The organism is Okibacterium endophyticum (assembly GCF_054780075.1).
In genome coordinates this window covers 147512-170202 of sequence record NZ_BAAGXA010000007.1, presented here as the reverse complement: position 1 = coordinate 170202, position 22691 = coordinate 147512, and the positions used below count along the sequence as shown (strand labels likewise).

22 protein-coding genes are annotated in these 22691 nt (G+C 64.4%); 11 read left to right on the top strand and 11 right to left on the bottom strand.

The features are described 5' to 3' along the window. Positions 1-76: 76 nt before the first annotated feature. Together treS and ACYVF5_RS10610 are read left to right on the top strand one after the other, a co-directional pair. Positions 77-1813 (top strand): maltose alpha-D-glucosyltransferase, encoded by a 1737-nt coding sequence (treS, locus tag ACYVF5_RS10615; protein ID WP_460946115.1) that lies wholly within the window; start codon positions 77-79, stop codon positions 1811-1813. Between the two features lie 39 nt (positions 1814-1852). Further along, complete coding sequence (locus ACYVF5_RS10610) at positions 1853-2557, top strand: exonuclease domain-containing protein (protein WP_460946113.1); 705 nt, start codon at positions 1853-1855, stop codon at positions 2555-2557. A gap of 322 nt (positions 2558-2879) precedes the next feature. On the opposite strand, the gene ACYVF5_RS10605 is transcribed toward ACYVF5_RS10610, so the two are convergent. The 3 genes from ACYVF5_RS10605 to glgA all read right to left on the bottom strand — a co-directional run bounded on the left by ACYVF5_RS10605 (position 2880) and on the right by glgA (position 5286). Continuing rightward, entirely contained in the window at positions 2880-3128 is a 249-nt protein-coding gene (locus ACYVF5_RS10605; protein ID WP_460946111.1) for a type B 50S ribosomal protein L31, read from the bottom strand. A 116-nt stretch (positions 3129-3244) separates the two neighbouring features. Next, positions 3245-4027: an ABC transporter ATP-binding protein gene (locus ACYVF5_RS10600; protein WP_460946109.1), complete on the bottom strand. Its 783-nt coding sequence runs from the start codon at positions 4025-4027 to the stop codon at positions 3245-3247. Between the two features lie 74 nt (positions 4028-4101). Next, the gene (gene glgA / locus ACYVF5_RS10595; protein ID WP_460946107.1) at positions 4102-5286 is read right to left on the bottom strand and encodes a glycogen synthase; all 1185 of its coding nucleotides are present in this window, start codon (positions 5284-5286) and stop codon (positions 4102-4104) included. Positions 5287-5332: 46 nt separating this feature from the next. Here glgA and ACYVF5_RS10590 point away from each other — a divergent pair, with 46 nt between their 5' ends. Both ACYVF5_RS10590 and serB read left to right on the top strand, forming a co-directional pair. Beyond that, positions 5333-6577 carry a glucose-1-phosphate adenylyltransferase gene (locus tag ACYVF5_RS10590; protein WP_460946105.1) on the top strand — a complete coding sequence of 415 codons (1245 nt, stop codon included), beginning with the start codon at positions 5333-5335 and terminating at the stop codon, positions 6575-6577. After that, positions 6574-7245 carry a phosphoserine phosphatase SerB gene (gene serB, locus ACYVF5_RS10585; RefSeq protein WP_460946103.1) on the top strand — a complete coding sequence of 224 codons (672 nt, stop codon included), beginning with the start codon at positions 6574-6576 and terminating at the stop codon, positions 7243-7245. Before ACYVF5_RS10590 ends, serB begins: the two co-directional genes overlap by 4 nt. Before the next feature lie 39 nt (positions 7246-7284). Here serB and fabG read toward each other — a convergent pair whose 3' ends face one another. After that, positions 7285-8019, bottom strand: coding sequence for a 3-oxoacyl-ACP reductase FabG (gene fabG, locus ACYVF5_RS10580; protein WP_460946101.1), 735 nt, complete (start codon positions 8017-8019; stop codon positions 7285-7287). An 88-nt stretch (positions 8020-8107) separates the two neighbouring features. Between fabG and ACYVF5_RS10575 the strand changes: the two genes are divergently transcribed. Genes ACYVF5_RS10575 through ACYVF5_RS10565 form a run of 3 tightly spaced genes read left to right on the top strand, consistent with a single transcriptional unit; the run spans position 8108 to position 9482 of the window. After that, on the top strand, positions 8108-8404 hold the full coding sequence (locus ACYVF5_RS10575; RefSeq protein WP_460946099.1) for a DUF3099 domain-containing protein: 297 nt from the start codon (positions 8108-8110) through the stop codon (positions 8402-8404). Beyond that, on the top strand, positions 8401-8631 hold the full coding sequence (locus tag ACYVF5_RS10570) for a hypothetical protein (RefSeq protein ID WP_460946097.1): 231 nt from the start codon (positions 8401-8403) through the stop codon (positions 8629-8631). The genes ACYVF5_RS10575 and ACYVF5_RS10570 overlap by 4 nt, the downstream gene beginning before the upstream one ends. After that, positions 8628-9482 (top strand): SURF1 family cytochrome oxidase biogenesis protein, encoded by an 855-nt coding sequence (locus ACYVF5_RS10565; RefSeq protein ID WP_460946095.1) that lies wholly within the window; start codon positions 8628-8630, stop codon positions 9480-9482. Before ACYVF5_RS10570 ends, ACYVF5_RS10565 begins: the two co-directional genes overlap by 4 nt. 6 nt (positions 9483-9488) lie before the next feature. Here ACYVF5_RS10565 and ACYVF5_RS10560 read toward each other — a convergent pair whose 3' ends face one another. The 6 genes from ACYVF5_RS10560 to sufB all read right to left on the bottom strand — a co-directional run bounded on the left by ACYVF5_RS10560 (position 9489) and on the right by sufB (position 15331). Next, positions 9489-11087: an ABC-F family ATP-binding cassette domain-containing protein gene (locus tag ACYVF5_RS10560; protein WP_460946093.1), complete on the bottom strand. Its 1599-nt coding sequence runs from the start codon at positions 11085-11087 to the stop codon at positions 9489-9491. A 178-nt stretch (positions 11088-11265) separates the two neighbouring features. Continuing rightward, positions 11266-11595 (bottom strand): metal-sulfur cluster assembly factor, encoded by a 330-nt coding sequence (locus tag ACYVF5_RS10555; RefSeq protein WP_460946091.1) that lies wholly within the window; start codon positions 11593-11595, stop codon positions 11266-11268. 9 nt (positions 11596-11604) lie between these two features. Continuing rightward, positions 11605-12369, bottom strand: a complete 765-nt coding sequence (gene sufC / locus ACYVF5_RS10550; protein WP_460946088.1) for a Fe-S cluster assembly ATPase SufC — start codon at positions 12367-12369, stop codon at positions 11605-11607. A gap of 2 nt (positions 12370-12371) precedes the next feature. Then, positions 12372-12698, bottom strand: coding sequence for a non-heme iron oxygenase ferredoxin subunit (locus ACYVF5_RS10545; RefSeq protein ID WP_460946086.1), 327 nt, complete (start codon positions 12696-12698; stop codon positions 12372-12374). Between the two features lie 2 nt (positions 12699-12700). Further along, on the bottom strand, positions 12701-13912 hold the full coding sequence (gene sufD, locus ACYVF5_RS10540; RefSeq protein WP_460946084.1) for a Fe-S cluster assembly protein SufD: 1212 nt from the start codon (positions 13910-13912) through the stop codon (positions 12701-12703). After that, positions 13913-15331 (bottom strand): Fe-S cluster assembly protein SufB, encoded by a 1419-nt coding sequence (sufB, locus tag ACYVF5_RS10535; protein ID WP_460946082.1) that lies wholly within the window; start codon positions 15329-15331, stop codon positions 13913-13915. A gap of 318 nt (positions 15332-15649) precedes the next feature. On the opposite strand from sufB, the gene ACYVF5_RS10530 reads away from it, so the two are divergent. After that, complete coding sequence (locus tag ACYVF5_RS10530; protein WP_460946622.1) at positions 15650-16639, top strand: COX15/CtaA family protein; 990 nt, start codon at positions 15650-15652, stop codon at positions 16637-16639. Here ACYVF5_RS10530 and ACYVF5_RS10525 read toward each other — a convergent pair. Continuing rightward, complete coding sequence (locus ACYVF5_RS10525; RefSeq protein WP_460946620.1) at positions 16585-17490, bottom strand: heme o synthase; 906 nt, start codon at positions 17488-17490, stop codon at positions 16585-16587. The genes ACYVF5_RS10530 and ACYVF5_RS10525 overlap by 55 nt on opposite strands. Positions 17491-17840: 350 nt before the next feature. Here ACYVF5_RS10525 and tkt point away from each other — a divergent pair, with 350 nt between their 5' ends. From tkt to ACYVF5_RS10510, 3 genes are read left to right on the top strand one after another with little or no spacing between them, the layout of a single operon-like run. Beyond that, the gene (gene tkt / locus ACYVF5_RS10520) at positions 17841-19931 is read left to right on the top strand and encodes a transketolase (RefSeq protein WP_460946080.1); all 2091 of its coding nucleotides are present in this window, start codon (positions 17841-17843) and stop codon (positions 19929-19931) included. A 21-nt stretch (positions 19932-19952) separates the two neighbouring features. Continuing rightward, positions 19953-21062 carry a transaldolase gene (gene tal / locus ACYVF5_RS10515; RefSeq protein ID WP_460946078.1) on the top strand — a complete coding sequence of 370 codons (1110 nt, stop codon included), beginning with the start codon at positions 19953-19955 and terminating at the stop codon, positions 21060-21062. Further along, the gene (locus ACYVF5_RS10510) at positions 21059-22669 is read left to right on the top strand and encodes a glucose-6-phosphate isomerase (protein ID WP_460946076.1); all 1611 of its coding nucleotides are present in this window, start codon (positions 21059-21061) and stop codon (positions 22667-22669) included. Before tal ends, ACYVF5_RS10510 begins: the two co-directional genes overlap by 4 nt. The last annotated feature ends 22 nt before the right edge of the window (positions 22670-22691 follow it).

Sequence of the window (22691 nt, the reverse complement as noted above, 5' to 3'; positions counted from 1 at the left end):
GGCGCACGTGCACCCTAGACTCGAACCGACCGCAACACGCGCTCGAGGGCGCCAGATCAGCTTCGATTGGAGCGCAGTGACCTTCACCGCCCCTATCCAGTTGCCCGGACTCGCCCGGGATCCGCTGTGGTATCGCCGAGCGGTGTTCTATGAGGTCATGGTGCGCTCGTACGTCGACAGCAACGGCGACGGGGCAGGCGATCTCGGCGGTCTCGCCACTCGGCTCGATTACCTGCAGTGGCTCGGCATCGATGCGATCTGGTTGCCGCCCTTCTTCACCTCTCCCCTGCGGGACGGCGGTTATGACGTCGCCGACTACCGGTCGATTCTTCCCGAGTTCGGCACGATGGACGAGTTCAAGGATCTCGTGACGAAAGCGCACGAGCGCAACATGCGGGTCATCATCGACATGCCGCTCAACCACACGTCAGACCAGCACGAGTGGTTCCAGCAGTCGCGACACGACCCAGAGGGTCCATACGGCGATTTCTACGTCTGGAGCGACACAGACGAGAAATGGCAGGACATCCGCATCATCTTCACCGACAGTGAAGATTCGAACTGGGCGTTCGACCCCGTGCGCAGGCAGTTCTACTTTCACCGTTTCTTCTCGCACCAGCCCGATCTCAACTATGAGAACCCCGCGGTGCACGATGCGGTGTTCGAGATCGTGCGTTTCTGGCTCGACCTCGGTGTCGACGGGTTCCGGCTCGACGCGATTCCCTACCTCTATGAATCCGACGAGGGCAACGGCGAGGGCGAACCGCCCACACACGAGTTCATCAAACGCTTGCGGGCGATGGTCGACCTGGAGTACCCCGGTCGGGTGATGATCGCCGAAGCGAACCAGTGGCCACGTGAGGTGGCAGCGTTCTTCGGCACGGATGACGAGCCGGAGTGCCATATGGCGTTCGATTTTCCGGTGATGCCGCGCATCTTCTACTCCCTGCGCTCGCAGCAGGCCGAGGAACTCGTGCGGGTGCTCAGCGAGACGACAGAGGTCCCCGACTGGGCGGGTTGGGCTGTCTTCCTGCGCAACCACGATGAGCTGACGCTCGAGATGGTGAGCGAGGACTACCGGCAGGCAATGTACGGCTGGTATGCATATGATCCGCGCATGCGAGCCAACATCGGCATCCGCCGCAGGCTGGCCCCGCTGCTCGACAACTCGCGTGCGGAGCTCGAGCTGGCCCACGCGCTGTTGTTCTCCCTTCCGGGCAGCCCGTTCCTCTACTACGGCGACGAGATCGGGATGGGAGACAACATCTGGTTGCCTGACCGGGATTCCTCGCGCACGCCCATGCAGTGGACGCCGGACAGGAACGCGGGCTTCTCGTCTGCGGATCCGGGCAAGCTGTACCTTCCGGTTGTGCAGTCGCTCGTCTACAACTACACGCTCACCAACGTCGAGTCACAGCTCGCCCAGTCGCGGTCGCTGCTGCACTGGATCCGCAACGTGATCCACGTGCGCAAAGGCCACCCGGCTTTCGGACTCGGGTCGATCAGCGTGCTGCACAGCGAACACGAGTCGGTGCTCGCGTACGTGCGCAGCTACAGCGGGTCCGGCAGCAGCTTCGGCGATCAGCCCGAAGACATCATGTGCGTTTTCAGCTTTGCGCACCACCCCGTCTCGACAACGATTGTCGCCCCGCAGCTCGCGGGTCGTCGCCTGTTCGACCTCTTCGGCGGAGGCGAGTTCCCCGCGTTCGACGAGAACGGCGAGGTGACCCTGACCATCGGAACACAGAGCTTCTACTGGCTGCACGTGGACAACCCTGCGGATGCTCCGTTCGGGCAGCGCAGGCACGGATAGGCGGAATGGATGTCGGTGGTCGACCCTACAGTCACTCACATGCAGGCAACAGCTCTCGTCACACCCTGGACCCAACCGGTCGGGGTCTTTGATCTCGAGACGACCGGGATCGATGTGACGACGAGTCGCATCGTGAGCGCGAATGTCGGTGTGCTCGACCAGGACGGGCACGTCACCGACCGGCTGGACTGGCTGGCAGACCCCGGCGTCGAGATCCCGCACCAGGCGAGCGCCGTCCACGGCATCTCCACGGAGCGTGCCCGTGCAGAGGGGCGTGCGGCCCGCGAGGTGGTGTCAGAGATCCTCGAGGCCCTCAGACGGCTTTTCAACGCGGGCACACCGGTGGTCATCTACAACGCGCCGTATGACCTGTCTCTTCTCGCTCACGAGGCCAGGCGCCACGGCCTCGCACCGCTCGAGAACCCCAGCCCCGTCATCGACCCTCTTGTGATCGACAAAGCCGTCGATCGTTACCGCAAGGGCAAGCGCACACTCGAGGCGGCAGCGGCGTTCTACGGTGTCGACCTGACCGATGCCCACGACGCGGGCTCAGACGCCATCGCCGCTGGCCGTGTGGCACAGGCGATCGCGCGTGTTCACGGCGACGTGCTGGCGATGGATGCCGCGCAGCTGCACCGTATGCAGGTCGACTGGTGCCAGTCGCAGTCGGACAGCTTTCAGGACTACATGCGACGAACCCGTGACCCCGCATTCGTCGCGTCCGGTCTGTGGCCGGTGAGGTGACTGGCCGGTTCGCCGATCGAGTCATGCCTCAGCGGGCGTAGCACTGCCCGAACCGACACCTGCTCCTTATTCTCACCTGCGCGTGTAGGCGGTCCCGACAGGGCAGCCGTTCTCGCGAGATGCGGAGTTCTGCGGCAGATCCAGCGCTCGGGCAACAGATCGCCGCAACTCGTGCGGCGATCATGGGCATACAGCGGGCGCAGGGGCAAAAGGGAGCGCGGCGGGGCGCAGGGGCAAAAGGGAGCGCGGCGGGGCGCAGGGGCACGAAAAAGCCCGCAGGCGTTCGCCTGCGGGCTTTTCGACATCGGCTTGTGAGCGGACCTCAGGCGCCGAAGCCCTTGAAGCGCTGGTTGAACTTCTCGACCCGGCCTGCCGAGTCGAGGATGCGCTGCTTGCCCGTGTAGAACGGGTGCGATTCCGCCGAGATCTCGACATCGATCACCGGGTAGCTGGTGCCGTCGAGCTCGATGGTCTTGTCGCTGGACACCGTCGACCGGGTGAGGAACGTTGCACCCGAAGCGAGGTCACGAAAAACGACCGGGGCGTATTCGGGGTGGATGTCAGTCTTCATGAGGGATTTCCCTTGATCGTGAGGATGGTCTGTTCTGCTGCACTTCTGGACACGCGGAGCGGCAGAAAAGCATTGTGGCTCGTGGGCCAGCTGCCCACTTTACCAGAAATCGACGGTCAGTTCGCGCGTGCAGCGAAGCGGCCGTCCCGTTCGCTGAGTTCGATCGGCAAGCCGAAGGTGGCGGTGAGACTCTCAGAACTCAGGGCTTCGCGGATCGGTCCGGCTTCGACCACTCGTCCGTCGTTCAGGAGCATCGCGTGGGTGAATCCGAGCGGTACCTCTTCGACATGGTGTGTGACCATGATGATCGCCGGTGAGCCGTCTGCCTGCGCGTAACCTCCGAGAAGTTTCACGAGCTCTTCGCGCGCTCCGAGATCGAGGCTGGCTGCCGGCTCGTCGAGGAGCAAGAGCTCGGGGTCAGTCATCACGGCCCGAGCGATCTGAACGCGTTTCTGCTCACCGTCGCTCAGGGTGCCGAACCGACGGTCGTGAAGGTGATCGAGCTTCCACTCCCCCAGCACCCGCCTGGCGCGTTTGACGTCGATGTCCTCATAGAGCTCGTTCCAGCGGCCGGTCACGGAGTACGCGGCGGTCATCACCACGTCGAGCACGCGCTCCTCGAACGGCACACGGCGAGCCATCGCCGTCGACGCGAAGCCGATCCGTGGGCGCAGCTCGAAGACGTCGACGCCGCCGAGCCGCGAATCCAGGATCTCGACCCGGCCGCTCGATGGGTACATCAGGGTCGATGCGAGTTGCAGAAGGGTCGTCTTGCCTGCGCCGTTCGGGCCGAGGATCACCCAGCGTTCGTCGTCTTCGACGGTCCATGACACGGAATCGACGATAGCGCGGCCATTGCGCACGACCGAAACATCATTCATCTGCAAAACGCTCGCCATGCGTCTAGCCTATCGATCTCGCTGCGCCTCTCCGGTCGGCGTGCCGCCCGCCGCGGGTCTTCGTTCCCGAGGCGTCAGCGCACGAGATCGCGATAGAGCGACGCGGTCTGCGCGGCGATGGTGTTCCAGCTGAACTCCCGCTCCGCCCGCTCACGGCCGGCAGCACCCATACGCCGTGCGCGCTCCGGGTCCCGCACCACCTGAGTGAGTGCTTCGGCGAGATCCGCCACGAACCGTTCCGGGTCGACAGGGGTCCCTGTGCCGTCGGAGACCTGGTCGATGGGAACGAGGACACCGGTGACGCCGTCGTCGACGACCTCGGGTATGCCGCCCGTCGCGGTGCCCACCACCGGGGCGCCGCAGGCCATCGCTTCGAGGTTCACGATTCCGAGGGGTTCATAGACCGACGGGCAGACGAAGGTCGTTGCCGCGGTGAGAACGGCGGACAGCTCAGGTCGCGGCAGAAGACGGTCGATCCAGACGACGCCCGTTCTCTCTCGAGCGAGCTCTGCGACCCCTGCCTCGACCTCGGCCATGATCTGCGGGGTGTCCGGCGCCCCCGCGCAGAGGACGACCTGCACGTCACGGGGCAGAAGAGCGGCGGCGCGAAGCAGGTATGGCAGGCCTTTCTGCCTGGTGATCCGTCCGACGAACACAACGCTCGGCCGGCTGGCGTCGATCCCGAGGCCCTCGAGGAGCGCATCGTCCGAGTGTGGTCGCCACTGGGAGAGATCGATGCCGTTGTACACCACATGCACCCTGGACTCGTCGAGCGCGGGATAACTGCGCAGAATGTCGTTGCGCATCCCCCCGCTGACCGCGATGATCGCATCGGCTGCTTCGAAAGCTGTTTTCTCGATCCAGCTCGAGACGCGGTAGCCGCCTCCGAGCTGCTCTGCCTTCCACGGCCGAAGCGGCTCGAGGCTGTGCGCTGTCACGACATGGGGGATGCCGTGGAGCAGTTTGGCGACATGTCCAGCACCGTTGGCGTACCAGGTGTGGGAGTGCACGAGGTCCGCTCCTGCGACGTCCTGGGCCATAACGAGGTCTGTGCCGAGTGTGGTGAGCGCGCCGTTCGCGCCGCTCAGCTCTGCGGGGACCGCGTATGCGACCGTGGCGGGTTCCTCGCGCGGAGAACCGAAGCAGCGCACCGTGACGTCGATGTCCGCTCGTAGGGCCTTCACCAGCTCAGCTGCGTGCACTCCCGCCCCGCCATACACCTCCGGCGGGTACTCACGCGTCAGCAGATCAACTCTCATGACGTGAACGCTAGTACAGCAGGTTGGTTCCCCATAGTCTGGGGGCATGGCCGGTACCCCCAAGATCTTTGGCGTTGTTCTCGCAGGCGGCGAGGGCAAGCGCCTTATGCCGTTGACAGCCGATCGCGCGAAACCAGCTGTGCCTTTCGGCGGACAGTACCGGCTGATCGACTTCGCGCTCTCGAACCTGATCAACTCGGGCCTCACGCAGATCGTTGTTCTGACCCAGTACAAGTCGCACAGTCTCGATCGCCACGTCTCGCAGACCTGGCGGCTGTCCGGTCTGCTCAACTCCTACGTGGCATCCGTGCCGGCGCAGCAACGTCTGGGCAAGAGGTGGTTCTCCGGCTCGGCCGACGCGATCCTGCAGAGCCTCAACCTGTTGCGTGACGAGAAGCCCGACATCGTCGTCGTTGTGGGCGCAGACCACGTGTATCGCATGGACTTCGCGCAGATGATCGATGCGCATATCGAGTCGGGGGCCGGCGCGAGCGTCGCCGCGATCAGGCAGCCCATCGAGCTGAGCGATCAATTCGGTGTGATCGACGTGGACGCTGAGCGCCCTGACCGCATCCGGGAGTTCCTCGAGAAGCCCATCAACGCGACAGGGCTGAGCGATGCGCCCCACGAGGTCTTCGCGTCGATGGGGAACTACGTGTTCGATGCCGACGCCCTCATCGATGCGGTTGTGCGCGACGGTGAGCGCACGGACTCCAGCCACGACATGGGCGGTGACATCATTCCCGACTTCGTGGCACGCGGTGACGCAGGTGTGTACGATCTCAGGCGGAACGACGTTCCCGGTTCGACGAGCCGCGATCGCTACTACTGGCGCGACGTGGGAACCATCGACTCGTTCTTCGACGCCCATCAGGACCTGATCTCCACCCTGCCGGTCTTCAACCTCTACAACCGTGAGTGGCCGATCTTCAGCCAGCAGCTGAACTCGCCGCCCGCCAAGTTCGTGCGTGACGCCAAGGGGAATCTCGGGACGACCATCGACTCGATCGTGTCGCTCGGCTCGCTCGTGTCTGGCGCGCATATCGAGCGGAGTGTGCTCGGCACCTGGGCGCTGATCGAATCCGGCGCGATGGTCGTCGACTCCGTCCTCTTCGATCGAGCCCACGTGGAGCCGGATGCCGTTGTGCGGCGGGCGATCCTCGACAAGGACGTTGTGGTGGCACAGGGTGCGAAGATAGGTATCGACCATGATCGCGACAGGGCAAGGGGCTTCACGGTGACCGAATCGGGACTCACGGTTGTCGGCAAGGGAGTGCACGTCCTTCCATGAGCCGCCACGTACAGCCGCCACGTTCAGCGCCGGCACGGTTTCTCGTTGTGCTCGACGCCGACTCCACGCTGATCGAGAACGAAGCCATCGAACTGCTCGCAGAAGAGGCGGGCACTCTTGAGCACGTCGCCAGGGTCACGGAGCAGGCCATGCGCGGAGAGCTCGATTTCGAGAAGAGCCTGCGCGAACGGGTCATCACGCTCAGAGGGCTGCCCGAGAGCGTGTTCGCCACGGTGGGGCGCAGGATCCGTCCGACGAAGGGTGCGAAGACCCTGGTCGACGGCCTGCACGCGGCGGGGTCGATCGTCGGAGTCGTCTCTGGCGGATTCCACGAGTTGCTCGACCCGATCGCGGCGGACCTCGGCCTCGATCACTGGCGCGCCAACCGTCTCGAGATCGTAGACGGTGTGCTGACCGGCAGGCTTCTCGGCCCGGTCGTCGACGCCACGACGAAGGCGCGCTCCCTCGTCGAATGGGCAGACGATGAGGGAATTCCGGTCCGGCAGACGGTGGCGGTCGGCGACGGCGCGAACGACCTGCTGATGATGGGAGAAGCGGGTTTGAGCGTTGCGTTCAACGCCAAACCGGCCGTGCGCGAGAAGGCGAATCTCGCCGCGGGCGACATCGACCTCGCCGACGTGCTTCCGCTGCTCGGCTTGCGCGGGTGACCCGTGCTCGTGCACAGGCTTCGCCGCGAACGGCTTGCGTCAGTGCCCCATGCCCAGACCGCCGTCCACGGGGATGACGGCGCCTGAGATGTAACCCGCGTCGTCGCCGGCGATCCAGGTCACGACCTTCGCGACCTCGTCTGGGGTGGCGAACCGGCCGGCCGGAATGCTCTTCTTGTATTCGGCCTGCGTCGCCTCGGGCAGTTCGGCGGTCATATCCGTCTCGATGAAGCCGGGCGCCACGACATTGGCGGTGATGCCGCGCGCGCCGAGCTCACGGGTGATCGATCGCGCCATTCCCACAAGGCCTGCCTTCGAAGACGAATAGTTCACCTGCCCCGCTCCTCCGAGGAGTCCCACGACGCTCGAGATCAGCACGATACGGCCGAATCGGGCCTTGAGCATTCCCTTCGAGGCGCGCTTCACCACGCGGAACGCGCCTCCGAGGTTGGTGTCGACGACTGTTGCGAAGTCCTCGTCACTCATACGCATCAGGAGGGTGTCTTTTGTGATGCCGGCGTTGGCGACGAGAATCTCCACGGGGCCGAGCTCGGCTTCGATCTGCGTGAACGCGGCGTCCACGCCGTCTGCATCCGTCACGTCCGCTCGCACGGTGAGCGATCCCTCTGGCCCGGAACCGGAACGGGCGGTGACGGCGACACGGTGCCCCACGGCGATGAACTCCTGTGCGATCGCGTAGCCGATTCCCCGGTTGCCGCCGGTGATGAGGACTGTGCGCTGTGTCTTTGCTGTTGCCGCTGTGGGTTCTGTCACGGATGTGCCTTTCGAATGTCCGGGTCCGCGTGTCGGCGCGGGAGATGCACTCAGCTTATGACGTGCGAAAGAGCGTAGTCTTGAGCTGATGAAACAGCCGTCGATCACCTCCCTCCCTCCGTCGCCCGACGAAGAGCGCCGGAGCAGGATGATCAAGTACTCGATTGCCATGGGCATTCGAGTGGTGTGCATCGCCATGATGCTGTTCGTTCGCGACTGGTGGCTCGTTGTGTTCGCGGCCGGCGCGATATTTCTCCCGTATGTGGCCGTCGTCATCGCGAACGCCGGCGGGCAGAAGCAGGGAACCGCCGTCGAAGGTCCTGGGGGTCTTGTCCCCGTGCGGCCCGAAACCGCCCACGATGAAGACGGCTCGCACGCAGCATGATCGGACTCGGTGCCGAGCCCGAACGGTTCACCTGTTCGCGAGCCGGATGTTCCGCAACGGCGACGTGGCGTGTCGAATGGCGCAACCCGAAGATCCACACAGCTGATCGGGTCAAAGTGTGGTTGGCGTGCGACGCGCACCGGGACTACCTGCGTGACTTCCTCCGTGCCCGTGATTTTCCGGTGGCCGTGCATTCCCTCACAACCGGGGCAGAGTCGCAGAGATGAAGCACTGGAGATTCGCGTTCAATCGTCGTTGGCTCGGGTACCTGGGCGTCGCCGTCGTTTTTGCCGTCGTCTGTGTGTTCCTGTCGACCTGGCAGCTCGGCAGAAGCGAGCAGAGACAGGACGAGGCAGACCTGGTGTCGAAGAACTTCGAGAGCCAGCCGGTGCCGATAGACGATGTCCTCCCCGAGCTGGACAGCTGGGACGACGAGGATGCATGGCTCCCCGTTGTGGTCTCCGGGGAATACCTCGTCGACGAGCAGCTTCTCGTGCGCAACCGGCCGCGAAACGGCCAGCCGGGCTTCGAGGTGCTCACTCCCCTGCTCAGGCAGGATGGAAGCGTCTTCATCGTCGATCGAGGATGGGTCCCGACGGGTAACGAGCAGGACGAACCTGATGACGTGCCGGCGCCGCCGAGCGGACAGGTCGAGGTCGTCGCCCGGCTGAAAGCGGGGGAACCGACGCTCCCGGGCCGAGGAGCCTCAGAGGGTCAGATCGCAACCATACAACTCGATGAGATCGCTCAGCGTCTTGACGCCCCCACCTACAGCGGGGCGTATGGGCTGATGCACTCCGAGTCCCCCGCCGCCGCTGACCCGAGGCCCGCGGCGGCGATCAAACCGGAGCCCAATGTCGGCCTTCACCTGTCGTATGCATTCCAGTGGGTCGTTTTCGCGCTGATGGGCTTCGTTTTTCTCGGGTATGCGATTCGGCAGGAGTACCGGATCGCGAACTCTGAGGAGCCGGAGGAACGGGAACGGGCCGCCGAACGGGAACGAAAACGCACCATAAAGCGCACAGACGCCGACATCGAAGATGAGATCGTCGAGGCCGCAGGCCGCGGGGGCGTTTGAAGCGCCTCAGGCGAGTGAAATGAGCTCTGAGTAGTCTTTGTTCCAGTGATCCTCGACGCCGTCCGGCATGATCAGGACGCGCTCGGGATTCAGTGCTTCGACGGCCCCCTCATCGTGGCTCACGAGCACAACCGAACCCTCGTAGTGCGCGAGCGCATCGAGGATCTCGGCGCGGCTCGCCGGGTCGAGGTTGTTCGTGGGCTCATCCAGAAGCAGCACGTTGGCACCCGAGACGACGATCATCGCCAGCGCGAGGCGTGTCTTCTCACCACCGGAGAGCACTCCGGCCTTCTTGTGCGAGTCGTCGCCGGTGAAGAGGAACGAGCCGAGAACCTTCCGAGCCTCTGTCTCGGTGAGCGAGGGCGAAGAGGCCATCATGTTCTGCAGCACCGAGCGCTCGACGTCGATCGTCTCATGCTCCTGGGCGTAGTAGCCGATTCGCAGTCCGTGCCCTGCGTCGACGGTTCCGGTGTCCGGCGTGTCGACGCCGGCGAGGATGCGCAGCATCGTGGTCTTGCCCGCGCCGTTCAGACCGAGGATCACAACCTTTGAGCCACGGTCGATGGCCAGGTCGACAGCGGTGAAGATCTCGAGGGATCCGTAGCTCTTGCTGAGGTTCGAACCCGTCAGCGGTGTCCGGCCGCATGGCGCCGGCGTCGGAAAGCGCAGTTTCGCGACACGGTCGACAGCTCTGACCTCTTCGAGGCCGGAGAGCATCTTCTCGGCTCTGGCGACCATCTGGTGTGCTGCTGCGGCCTTCGACGCCTTCGCCCCGAACCGTGCGGCCTGAAGCTGCAGTGTGGTCGCCTTCTTCTCGACGTTGGAGCGTTCCTTCTTGCGACGCTCTTCATCGGCCTCGCGCTGGCGCAGGTAGTTCTTCCAGTTCATGTTGTAGACGTCGATGACCGTGCGGTTCGCGTCGAGGTAGAACACCCGGTTCACGGTCTCGCCGACGAGTTCGACGTCGTGGGTGATCATGATCACACCGCCGGAGTATGACTTGATGAACTCCCGCAGCCAGACGACGGAATCGGCGTCGAGGTGGTTGGTCGGCTCGTCGAGGATCATCGTGCCGGCGTCCGAGAACAGGATGCGGGCGAGCTCGATACGACGGCGCTGGCCGCCCGAGAGCGTCTTCAACGGCTGGTCGAGAATGCGATCCGGCAGGTTGAGGTTGCTGGCGATCGACGCGGCCTCTGCCTCCGCCGCATACCCGCCGAGCGTGTGGAACCTCTCTTCGAGGTTGCCGTATGTCTTCATGGCGGCGGCGCTCGTGGCCTCGTCCGTGCTCGCCATGTTGAGCGTGGCGTTGTGCATGCCCAAGACGATGCTGCCCAGACCACGTGCGTCGAGGATGCGTGTGCGCGCGAGCTGCTCGGGGTCACCCGAACGCGGGTCCTGCGGCAGGTAGCCGAGCTCGCCCGACATCGACACATGGCCAGCCGATGGCGGCAGCTCACCGGCCAGGACCTTGGTCAGAGTGGTCTTGCCGGCGCCGTTGCGCCCGACAAGACCGATCTTGTCGCCATCGGAGACACGAAAGGCGACATCCTGCATGAGGACGCGTGCACCGACACGAATCTCGAGGTCGTGCACACTCAGCACAGCTTTTTCCTTTTCATCAGCGGCGCGTCCGGGTGAGGACAGCGCGGTTCGATTTGTGGCCAGCCCCACAGTCTAGGGGTTGCGGGCTGTGCGGTTCCTCGGCGTGAGCGTCGAGGAACCGCACGCACGCGGCCACAGGCCACGCCCGTGAGGCAGTGGCCTGCAGGAGTGCCGTCTGTCAGATGGCGAACCCCAGGGCTCTCATCATGTCGCGGCCGTCGTCGGTGATCTTCTCCGGGCCCCACGGCGGCATCCACACCCAGTTGATGCGGAATGCGTCCACCACACCGTCGAGAGCCTGCGCCGTCTGCTCCTCGAGCACGTCGGTGAGCGGGCATCCCGCGGAGGTGAGGGTCATATGGATGACGAGAGCGTTGTTCTCGTCATCCCAGCCGAGATCGTAGATCAAGCCGAGATCCACGACGTTGATTCCGAGCTCAGGGTCCATAACGTCTTTCAAGGCCTCTTCGACCTCGTCGAACTTCTGCGGGCTGAGCGTTGTTACCATGTTGTTATCTTAGACCGTTGTCGCTTCGACAAGAAAGCGGTCGTACCCTTCGTCTTCGAGACGCTCGGCCAGCTCGGGTCCGCCTTCCTCCGCAACCTTGCCGTTCACGAACACGTGAACGAAGTCAGGTTTGATGTATCGAAGAATGCGTGTGTAGTGCGTGATCAGGAGAACACCGAGACCCGTGTTCTCTTTGGCGCGGTTGACACCCTCTGAGACGACCTTCAGCGCGTCGACGTCGAGCCCGGAGTCGGTCTCGTCGAGCACGGCGATCTTCGGCCGAAGCAGTTCGAGCTGCAGGATCTCATGACGTTTCTTCTCCCCGCCCGAGAATCCCTCGTTCACATTGCGCTCTGCGAAGCTCTGATCGATGCGGAGGTTCGACATGGACTCACGGACGTCCTTGATCCATCCGCGAATCGCCGGCGCTTCTCCGTCGATAGCCGTTTTCGCGGTGCGGAGGAAATTGGTGACGGTGACGCCGGGAATCTCGACCGGGTACTGCATGGCGAGGAAGAGTCCGGCGCGCGCGCGCTCGTCGACGGTCATGGCGAGAACGTCTTCGCCGTCCAGCGTGATCGAACCGCTCTCGACGGTGTATTTCGGGTGACCGGCGATCGTGTAGGCCAGCGTGGACTTGCCTGACCCGTTCGGACCCATGATGGCGTGGGTCTCCCCCTCGCGGATGGTGAGGTCGACACCCCGCAGAATGGGTTTTGTCCCCTGTTCGGTCTCGACGCTGACATGCAGGTCGCGAATCTCAAGTACTGACATCTCTAAATCTCTTTCGTTACGTTCGGGTCGATGTGAATCTCGCCGTCTGTGACCTCGACGGCGTAGACGGGAACGGGCTCATAAGCGGGCAATGAGAGCGGCCGGCCGGTCAGGAGCGAGAACTGCGAGCCGTGTGCCCAGCACTCGAGGGTGTCGTCTTCGACGAACCCCTCAGAGAGCGAGATCTCACCGTGTGTGCAGGTGTCCCCGATGGCGTGGACGTCACCGGATGCATCGAGCACAACGGCGATCGGCACTCCGTCGATGACCACCCGCTTGGCCTGGTTCACCGTGAGCTCGCCGAGCGAGCATACCTTCGACGCCGCCACGGTCAGTTGCCGCCGTTCGTGTTCGCGGTGCCGGTCAGCTCGGCCTCGATCGCGGCCTCAAGCCGTTCCTCGAGCTCGGGACTGCCCAGCTGCTGCACGATCTCGGTCAGGAAGCCGCGCACGACGAGCCGCCGTGCCTCGCTCTCTTCGATGCCACGTGCCTGGAGATAGAACAACTGCTCGTCGTCGAAACGGCCTGTGGCACTCGCGTGACCGGCGCCGGCGATGTCGCCTGTCTCGATTTCGAGGTTCGGCACGGAGTCAGCCCGTGTTCCGTCGGTGAGCACCAGGTTGCGGTTCTGCTCATAGCTGTCGGTTCCGACGGCGGGGCGCCCGATGAGGACGTCGCCGATCCACACCGTGCGCGCACCGGCGCCCTGCAACGCGCCCTTGTAGTTCACCCGGCTCCTGGTCTGGGGTGCGTCATGGTTGACGTACACCTGCTGTTCGAGGTGCTGTCCGGCATCGGCGAAGTACAGACCGAGTGCCTCGACCTCTGACCCCTGCCCTTCGAGCAGGGTCGAGGGGTTCACCCGGACAACACGCCCGCCCAGTGAGACGACAGCATGCTTGATGCGGGCGTCGCGACGGACGGTGGTGAAGTGAGAGGCGAGATGCAGGGCGTCGGCGTTCCACTGCTGCACGCTGACCACGGTGAGCGATGCGCCCTCTTCGACGATGATCTCGACGTTCTCGCTGAGCGTTGCGTCTCCGGCGCTCTGCAGGACGACGACGGCGTTGCTGAACCGCTTCGCTTCGATCACCGTGTGCGCGGCGCGCGGTGTTGTGCCGAGTGCGTCGCGGGTGAGTGTGATCGTCTTCGGGTTCTCTCCCGTGATCGTCACGGCGAGGGCGGATTCGAACGACGACCAGGCATTGGCGGATGCCCGTTCCTCGGGTGTGCCCGCTGTGCCGATCCTCGGATCGTCGCGGTCGACCCACTGCACGTCGATCCCCTCGACGTGCTCGTATCGAAGGTCGTATGCGCGTCCGTCGAGCTCACCCGAGATCAGTACGGCGACCGCGTCGACGGGAGTCAGCTTCCAGACGGCCTCGCGACCGGTCACCTCCGGAAAATCGGCGACGTTGTGAGACGCGAACCGTTCGGAGCGCGTCTGTACCGGCACGAGCCCCCAACCGCCGTCCGAGTGTTCCTTGATGCCGTGCTGCCCCTGGTTCTGCAGCGCTGTTGCTTCTGGCGCGTTGGTTGTCATTTAGCCGACGGATCCTTCCATGCCCATCTCGATGAGCTTGTTGAGCTCGAGTGCGTACTCCATCGGGAGCTCCCGCGCGATGGGCTCGATGAATCCGCGCACGATCATCGCCATCGCCTCGTCTTCGGGCATGCCGCGGCTCATCAGGTAGAACAGCTGTTCCTCGCTGACGCGTGACACCGTCGCCTCGTGTCCGAGCTGCACGTCGTCGACGCGGATGTCGATCGCCGGGTAGGTGTCGCTCCGCGAGATCGTGTCGACGAGGAGTGCGTCACAACGGACCGTGTTCGCCGAGTGGTGCGCGTTCGGTTCGACGCGGACCTCGCCACGATATCCCGCACGACCGCCTCCGCGCGCGATCGACTTCGACACGATCGACGACTGCGTGTACGGCGCCATGTGGATCATCTTCGCGCCGGCGTCCTGGTGCTGACCGGGCCCGGCGAACGCGACCGAGAGTGTCTCGCCCTTCGCGTGCTCCCCCATCAGATAGATCGACGGGTATTTCATCGTGACCTTGGAGCCGATGTTGCCGTCGATCCACTCCATGGTGGCGCCCTCTGCGGCGGTCGCACGCTTGGTCACGAGGTTGTAGACGTTGTTCGACCAGTTCTGGATCGTCGTGTACCGCACACGCGCGTTCTTCTTGACGATGATCTCGACGACCGCCGAGTGCAGCGAGTCCGACTTGTAGATCGGCGCCGTGCACCCCTCGATGTAGTGGACGTAGCTGCCTTCGTCCGCGATGATGAGCGTTCGCTCGAACTGGCCCATGTTCTCGGTGTTGATCCGGAAGTAGGCCTGCAGCGGAATCTCGACGTGCACACCGGGGGGAACATAGACGAACGAGCCGCCAGACCAGACCGACGTGTTGAGAGCGGCGAACTTGTTGTCGCCCGACGGGATCACCGTGCCGAAGTGCTCCTCGAAGAACTCGGGGTGCTCCCTCAGCGCGGTGTCGGTGTCCATGAAGATGACACCCTGCGCTTCGAGCTCTTCGTTGATCTGGTGGTAGACCACCTCGGACTCGTACTGCGCGGCGACCCCAGACACGAGTCGCTGACGCTCCGCCTCGGGGATTCCGAGCTTCTCGTACGTGTTCTTGATGTCGTCGGGCAGATCCTCCCACGTCTGGGCCTGCTTCTCAGTCGACCTGACGAAGTACTTGATGTTGTCGAAATCGATCTCAGAGAGATCGGCACCCCACTGCGGCATGGGTTTGCGGTCGAACAGCTGCAGAGCCTTCAGCCTGCGTTTGAGCATCCACTCCGGCTCGTTCTTGAGGTTCGAGATGTCGGTGACCACTTCTGGCGACAGGCCACGACGGGCTGACGCTCCTGCGACGTCCGAGTCGGACCAGCCGAACTCGTACTGCCCCAGGCTCTCCAGCTCTGGACGATCGATCAGGACATCTGACATGTGTTACCTCTTTCCTGCCGTTAAGAAACAGGATCTCTGTTCACGGCATTCCCAACGGCGCGCATACACACTGCGAACTGAGAGGGATGGTTATGCGGGCTGCTGACGCATGTACCTACAATGTTCACGGACGGAAGCGGCACTGCCCCATGGCTCGGCCGCGTGAGACTCATACGACCGGACGTGTTGTGCGCCCTGAACCACCTGATTCTACAGGGTACGCCTGAAAATTACAGCAGAATCGGGCAGTCCCGTTCCGCACGATGAAAATGCCGACGATGCCGGCACGAAAGCAGGGAGTGGCCCAGAGTGAAGAAGATGGCGGAGCGGGTCTGGGCGTGGCTTCCGACGGGCGTCGACCGTCGGGTGCGCATCGCGGCCTGGCTGAATCTCGTCGCGCAGACCGTTCTCGTCGGCACGGGTGGCGCTGTGCGGCTGACGGGCTCGGGGCTCGGCTGCCCGACCTGGCCGAGATGCACTCCTGAGTCGTTCGTCTCGACGCCGGAGATGGGCATCCACGGCATCATCGAGTTCGGCAACCGAACGCTCTTCTTTGTGCTGCAGATCATCGCGATATTCCTGTTGCTCTGCGTCATCAGGTACCGTCGTCGCCGTCCGGACCTCTTTGTGCTCGCACTCATTCCCGCCTGCAGCGTCCTCCTTCAGGCAGTTGTCGGCGGCATCACCGTTCTGAGCCGGCTGAACCCCTACGTGGTCGGGCTGCACTTCGTGCTGAGCATTGTGCTCGTCACGCTCGGCGCGGTGCTCGTCTATCGCGTCTACACCGGACGGCGTTCGAGCCGGCGTGCTGCCCCGCGCTGGTATGCGGTGCTCGTCCACGTGACGACGCTGTTCGTCGCGTTCACGATAGTGGTCGGCATTCTCACAACGGGCTCGGGCCCGCATGCGGGCGACGGCGGTGCGGCCAGGAACGGCCTCGACCCCGAACTGCTGCAGCACGTTCACGCCTGGCCCGCGTACATCACTGCGGCGCTCACAGGTGTTCTCGTCGTGGGAGCGTGGACGATTCCCCTCGGACGACTGCGCACGTTCACGGCATACCTGCTGGTCGTCGAGTGCGTTCAGGTCGCCGTCGGCCTCGTCCAGGCGAGGCTCGGCCTCCCAGAGCTCCTCGTCGGCATCCACATGGTTCTCGCCTGTGTTCTCGCGGCAGTGATGAGTGTCGTTGTCCTCGCGCTGAAAGGCGAGACCGGGGGTACGGGTGGTGCCGTCGCCCCCGATGCGTCCGTCGCTCAGAAGGGCAGCAGCGGGTCGACGCCCACGGCGACGAAGAGCAGCGTCAGGTAGCTGATCGAACCGTGGAAGACCCGCATCGGGGACACGGTGTCGTGGCGGATCGCCAGGTTGTACAGTCGGTGCGTCTCATAGACGAACCAGCCGCCCGCGCCGAGTGCGACAACTGTGTAGAGAACGCCCATACCCGCCACAGGGACGAGCAGGAGCGAACAGACGACGGTGGCCCAGGCATAGAGGATGACCTGGAGTCCGACCTGTGCTCTGCCCCTGACCACGGCGAGCATCGGAACGCCGACCGATTTGTAGTCGTCCCTGTACTTCATCGAGAGCGGCCAGTAGTGGGGTGGCGTCCAGAGGAAGACGACGCCGAACAGGATCAGAGGCGCCCAGCTCAGGTCGTTTGTGACGGCAGCCCAGCCGATCAGCACGGGGAAACATCCGGCGATGCCTCCCCAGATGATGTTCTGTGCCGTGCGGCGCTTGAGCCAGAGCGTGTAGATCACAACGTAGAACAGGATCGCGCCGACCGAGAGCGCCGCCGTGAGGAGATTGGTTGTCAGGGCGAGCCAGAGGGTCGAGAGGACGGCGAGCGTCCACGAGAAGACGAGAGCCTGTTGTGGCGTCAGCTCGCCTGTGACGAGCGGCCTGTTCTTCGTGCGCGCCATCACCCTGTCGATGTCGCGGTCGATGTAGCAGTTGAAAGCCGACGCGGATCCAGAGCTCATCGCACCGCCGAGCACCGTCGCGAGAACGAGCCAGATGTCCGGTATGCCCCGGTGCGCGAGGATCATCACGGGAACCGTCGTCACGAGGAGAAGCTCCATCACACGCGGTTTCGTGAGCGACACGTACGCCTTCACCGTGCGGGTGAACCCGATCCGTCTTCGGTTGTCGCCCGGCATGTGGGTCTGTGCGCCACCCGTCGACCGGCGCCCTACAGCAAGGTCCATCGCTCCTCTAACCCGTGATCCGTCTCGTCGATTCTATGGGATGGCGGATGCGGCTCCATCACTGCTCCACGACGTCATCGCGGCCGCCGTCGCAACGGGTGTCGCCGTGGTGGGCCTGCATGCTGTGTTCCCTATACTTGGTAGTGCCCGCCATTCGTGCCAGTGCATCCCCGGATAATCCAGCATGCCAAAAGTTCGCGGGCACGTCAGTTTTTACGAGAGAACGAGTCCGGCCGTGTGTGAACATGCGGCAGACAGGCCGTGTTTCGGCCATTCGACGGTGATCAGAAGGGTCTACGACTGTGGCAGCTTTGCAATGGGAATCCATTGACGACCGGGCGGTGGACACTGCCCGAATCCTCGCGGCGGACGCCGTCGAAAAAGTGGGCAATGGGCATCCAGGGACGGCGATGAGCCTCGCCCCGGCCGCATACCTCCTGTTCCAGAAGGTCATGCGCCGCGACCCGAGCGATCAGCACTGGATCGGCAGGGACCGCTTCATCCTCTCGGCGGGGCACAGCTCGCTCACCCAGTACGTGCAGCTCTATCTCGGCGGCTACGGCCTTGAGCTCGACGACCTGAAGGCCCTGCGCACGTGGGGTTCGCTCACCCCCGGGCACCCGGAGTACGGGCACACGGACGGGGTCGAGATCACAACGGGCCCGCTCGGGCAGGGGCTGTCCTCCGCTGTCGGCTTTGCGTACGCCTCGCGCTTCGAGCGCGGGCTGTTCGACCCGGATGCCACGCAGGGCACAAGCCCCTTCGATCATTTCGTTTATGTGATCGCCAGTGACGGTGACCTGCAGGAGGGTGTGACGAGCGAATCAGGTTCCCTTGCGGGTCACCAGCAGCTCGGCAACCTGATCGCGATCTATGACAGCAACCAGATCTCGATCGAAGACGACACGAACATCGCCTTCACCGAAGACGTCGCGAAGCGGTATGAGGCGTATGGATGGCAGGTCATCACCGTCGACTGGAAGAAGTCGGGCGAGTACGTCGAAGACGTCCACGAACTGAACGCCGCCATCGAGGCCGCGCAGGCCGAGACGGGCAAACCGAGCCTGATCGTGCTGCGCACCATCATCGGGTGGCCGGCTCCGAAGAAGCAGAACACCGGCAAGGTGCACGGTTCTGCGCTCGGCGCCGAAGAACTCGCAGCGGTCAAAGAGGTGCTCGGCTTCGACCCAGAGGTCTCGTTCGACGTCGCGGACGACGTGCTCGCCCACACGAGGGGTGCCGTCCAGCGCGGTGCGGAGCAGCGGGCAGAGTGGCAGCGCGGTTTCGATGCCTGGAAGGCAGCGAATCCCGAGCGGCACGCACTTCTCGAGCGACTGCTCTCGGGTGAGCTGCCGGAGGGCGTCGAGAACGCGCTTCCCGTGTTCGGCACAGACAAGGCCATGTCGACCCGCGCGGCGAGTGGCAAGGTGCTGAGCGCACTCGGACAGGTCGTCCCCGAGCTCTGGGGCGGGTCTGCGGACCTCGCAGAGTCCAACAACACGACGATCGAAGGCGGGTCGTCGTTCGTGCCGTCTGAGCACTCGACACGTGAATGGTCGGGGAACCCCTACGGTCGTGTGTTGCACTTCGGCATCAGGGAACACGCCATGGCGGCGATCGTCAACGGGATCGTGCTGCACGGTCCCACCCGCGCGTTCGGCGGAACGTTCCTCATCTTCAGCGACTACATGCGTCCGGCGGTCCGCCTGGCGGCGCTGATGAACATCCCCTCGATCTTCGTCTGGACGCACGACTCCGTCGCGCTCGGCGAGGACGGACCCACACACCAGCCGATCGAGCAGCTGTCGGCGCTCCGCGCGATTCCGCAGCTTTCGGTTGTGCGCCCCGGAGACGCCAACGAGGTCGCATACGCCTGGCTTGAGATCCTGAAGCGCCGCGGCGGGCCTGCGGGCATCGCCCTCACCCGCCAGAACATTCCCGTCTTCGAACGCGGCGACGGCGAAGCCTCTGGCGAGACCCTCGCATCTGCCGCCAACGTCTCGAAGGGCGCATACATCCTCGCCGAGGCCCAGGGCGGCACCCCCGACGTGATCCTGATCGCAACGGGCTCAGAGGTCCAGCTGGCGGTGGACGCCAGGACACAGCTCGCGAACGACGGGATCAACGCACGCGTTGTGTCTGTGCCGTGCCTCGAATGGTTCGACGAGCAGAGCGACGAGTACCGCGAGAAGGTTCTGCCCGCATCCGTGACCGCTCGGGTGTCGGTCGAGGCCGGGCTCGCGCTGAGCTGGCGGGGAATCGTCGGCGACAGGGGACGCTCGGTCTCGATCGAGCACTTCGGCGCATCGGCCGACTACAAGACACTGTTCGAGAAATTCGGTATGACAACGGATGCAGTTGTTGCCGCGGCGAAAGAGACGCTCGGTCGATAGACCGGCACGAAGGACGAAAAAATGACTGAATCACGCACTGCACAACTCTCAGCGGCCGGTGTGAGCATCTGGCTCGACGATCTCTCGCGCGAGCGGCTGACCTCTGGCAGCCTGCAGAAGCTCATCGATGAGAAGAACGTCGTCGGTGTCACCACCAACCCGACGATCTTCGCGAAGGCGCTCTCGAACGGCGAGGTCTACTCGGCGCAGGTCTCCACGCTCGCATCATCGGGCGCCGACGTCAACGAGGCCGTGTTCGAGATCACCACGGACGACGTCAGGACGGCTGCGGATGTGCTCCGGCCCGTCTACGACGCCACTCAGGGCTTCGACGGCCGGGTATCGATCGAGGTCGAGCCCGGCCTCGCGCGCAACACGGCAGGCACCATCGAACAGGCGAAGAACCTCTGGGCGAAGGTCGACAAACCCAACGTTATGATCAAGATCCCCGCGACGACAGAGGGGCTCGAGGCGATCACGGCGTCGATCGCCTCGGGAATCAGCGTGAACGTGACGCTGATCTTCAGCCTTCAGCGCTATCGCGAGGTCATCAACGCCTACCTCACCGGACTCGAGCAGGCGAAGGCGGCCGGGATCGACCTCGCGACGATCCACTCCGTTGCATCGTTCTTCGTCTCGCGCGTCGACACAGAGATCGACAAGAGACTGACGGCGATCGGCACCGACGACGCTCTCGCGTTGAAGAGCAAGGCCGGCATCGCGAACGCTCAGCTCGCCTACCAGGTCTTCGAGCAGGCTTTCGACAGTGAGCGGGCGAAGTCGCTTCTGGCCGCCGGGGCCAACAAGCAGCGGCCGCTGTGGGCGTCGACAGGGGTCAAGGACCCGAGCCTTCCTGCAACGCTGTACGTGACCGGCCTCGTCGCTCCCGGTGTGGTCAACACGATGCCTGAGGCGACTCTCGAGGCGACGTTCTCCGAGGCTGAGATCACCGGAGACACGGTGACGGGATCATACGACGAGGCCAACCGGGTGCTCGACGCCATCGCCGCCCAGGGAATCTCATACGACGAGGTCACTCTCCTTCTCGAAGACGAGGGCGTCGACAAGTTCGTGGTCTCGTGGAACGAGCTGCTCGACACGGTCACCGCAGCACTGGAGTCGACGCGATGAGCTTCAAGATCCATGTGAGCGGCGCAGCGGCAGAGGCCGTTGAGCAGGCTGTTCCCGGCCTCGTCGCCGACATGGTCGCGTCAGGCGTCACGGCGCAGGATCCGACGCTGTGGGGTGCGGATGCAGAAGCAGAAGCGGCGAAGCGACTCGGGTGGACAGAGGCGGCCACCGTGTCGCGTCCGCTCGTCGCCGAGATCGAGGCCCTCCGCGACGAGCTGCGCGCCTCTGGCGTCGACCACATCGTGCTCGCAGGCATGGGCGGATCATCCCTCGCCCCCGAGGTGATCACACGAACCCTCGGCGCCGAGCTCACGGTTCTCGACTCGACGTCCCCAGGGCAGATCATCGCAGCACTGAACGATCGGCTGGCCTCGACGGCGCTTGTGGTCTCGTCGAAGTCCGGGTCGACTGTCGAGACAGACAGCCAGCGACGTGCGTATGAGCAGGCGTTCGCGAATGCCGGCATCGACCCGGCCGCCAGGATCATCGTCGTCACCGATCCCGGCTCGCCCCTCGAGGCGTCGGCGCATGAGGCCGGATACCGGGTCTTCACCGCCGACCCGAACGTCGGTGGCCGGTACTCCGCCCTGACGGCGTTCGGCCTCGTGCCCTCCGGGCTCGCCGGGGTCGACGTCGGCCAGCTGCTCGACGAGGCCGAGTCCGTGGCACTCGAGCTCGCCGTCGACACCACGCACAATCCCGCGCTGATCCTCGCCGCCGCCATAGCGGCGACGAATCCCCGGCGCGACAAGCTCGGCATCGTCGCGGACGGCACACACATCGTCGGGTTCGCGGACTGGGCAGAACAGCTCATCGCCGAGTCGACGGGCAAGCAGGGCACGGGAATCCTTCCCGTCGTCCTCGACCCGTTGTCCACCGAGCTGAGCGCCGATCTTCCTGACCTTCAGATCGTTCGGATCGTCGACGATGCAGAAGAGATCCACCTGCTGCCGCAGGACAGGCACCACGGCGAGATCCTCATCAGCGGCACCCTCGGCGCGCAAATGCTCGTCTGGGAGTACGCTGTCGCGATCGCCGGCCGCATCCTCGGAATCAACCCGTTCGATCAGCCAGACGTCGAATCCGCGAAGATCGCGGCGCGCGGGCTTCTCGACGCTCGTCCTGAGCGCCCGGCTCCCGCCTTCGTCGAGAACGGCATCGAGGTGCACGGCCCGGCCGACGTCGTCGGCGGCGTGGCGACAGTCGACGCGGCAGTGAGCGCGCTCCTGGCCCGGCTCGGCCCCGACGGCTACGTGTCGATACAGGCCTACGTCGACCGCGTGGCCAATCCGCAGCTGGCAGGGGTGCGCGATCTGCTCGCCGCGAGTGCCGGGCGGCCCGTGACATTCGGCTGGGGCCCGCGCTTTCTGCACTCAACGGGTCAGTATCACAAGGGCGGACCCGCTGTGGGCGTTTTTGTGCAGATCACCGAGGACTCCCCCACCGATGTCCCGGTTCCCGGCCGGCCGTTCACCTTCGGCCAGCTCATCCAGGCACAGGCCCAGGGTGATGCGAAGGTGCTGGCCGAACACGGTCGCCCCGTGATCACACTCCATCTCACGGACCCGGAGAGCAACCTCGTTGCGTTGTTCGAAGCAATCAACTGAATATCTTTCGGCTCAAGGAGCA

What these genes read in the sequence shown, in the direction of transcription:
- ACYVF5_RS10610 (WP_460946113.1), top strand. Translation starts at nt 1,853, where the DNA reads ATGCAGGCAACAGCTCTCGTCACACCCTGGACCCAACCGGTCGGGGTC.
- ACYVF5_RS10605 (WP_460946111.1), bottom strand. Translation starts at nt 3,128, where the DNA reads ATGAAGACTGACATCCACCCCGAATACGCCCCGGTCGTTTTTCGTGAC.
- ACYVF5_RS10600 (WP_460946109.1), bottom strand. Translation starts at nt 4,027, where the DNA reads ATGGCGAGCGTTTTGCAGATGAATGATGTTTCGGTCGTGCGCAATGGC.
- glgA (WP_460946107.1), bottom strand. Translation starts at nt 5,286, where the DNA reads ATGAGAGTTGATCTGCTGACGCGTGAGTACCCGCCGGAGGTGTATGGC.
- ACYVF5_RS10590 (WP_460946105.1), top strand. Translation starts at nt 5,333, where the DNA reads ATGGCCGGTACCCCCAAGATCTTTGGCGTTGTTCTCGCAGGCGGCGAG.
- serB (WP_460946103.1), top strand. Translation starts at nt 6,574, where the DNA reads ATGAGCCGCCACGTACAGCCGCCACGTTCAGCGCCGGCACGGTTTCTC.
- ACYVF5_RS10575 (WP_460946099.1), top strand. Translation starts at nt 8,108, where the DNA reads ATGAAACAGCCGTCGATCACCTCCCTCCCTCCGTCGCCCGACGAAGAG.
- ACYVF5_RS10570 (WP_460946097.1), top strand. Translation starts at nt 8,401, where the DNA reads ATGATCGGACTCGGTGCCGAGCCCGAACGGTTCACCTGTTCGCGAGCC.
- ACYVF5_RS10565 (WP_460946095.1), top strand. Translation starts at nt 8,628, where the DNA reads ATGAAGCACTGGAGATTCGCGTTCAATCGTCGTTGGCTCGGGTACCTG.
- ACYVF5_RS10555 (WP_460946091.1), bottom strand. Translation starts at nt 11,595, where the DNA reads ATGGTAACAACGCTCAGCCCGCAGAAGTTCGACGAGGTCGAAGAGGCC.
- sufC (WP_460946088.1), bottom strand. Translation starts at nt 12,369, where the DNA reads ATGTCAGTACTTGAGATTCGCGACCTGCATGTCAGCGTCGAGACCGAA.
- sufD (WP_460946084.1), bottom strand. Translation starts at nt 13,912, where the DNA reads ATGACAACCAACGCGCCAGAAGCAACAGCGCTGCAGAACCAGGGGCAG.
- sufB (WP_460946082.1), bottom strand. Translation starts at nt 15,331, where the DNA reads ATGTCAGATGTCCTGATCGATCGTCCAGAGCTGGAGAGCCTGGGGCAG.
- ACYVF5_RS10530 (WP_460946622.1), top strand. Translation starts at nt 15,650, where the DNA reads ATGGCGGAGCGGGTCTGGGCGTGGCTTCCGACGGGCGTCGACCGTCGG.
- ACYVF5_RS10525 (WP_460946620.1), bottom strand. Translation starts at nt 17,490, where the DNA reads ATGCCGGGCGACAACCGAAGACGGATCGGGTTCACCCGCACGGTGAAG.
- tal (WP_460946078.1), top strand. Translation starts at nt 19,953, where the DNA reads ATGACTGAATCACGCACTGCACAACTCTCAGCGGCCGGTGTGAGCATC.
- ACYVF5_RS10510 (WP_460946076.1), top strand. Translation starts at nt 21,059, where the DNA reads ATGAGCTTCAAGATCCATGTGAGCGGCGCAGCGGCAGAGGCCGTTGAG.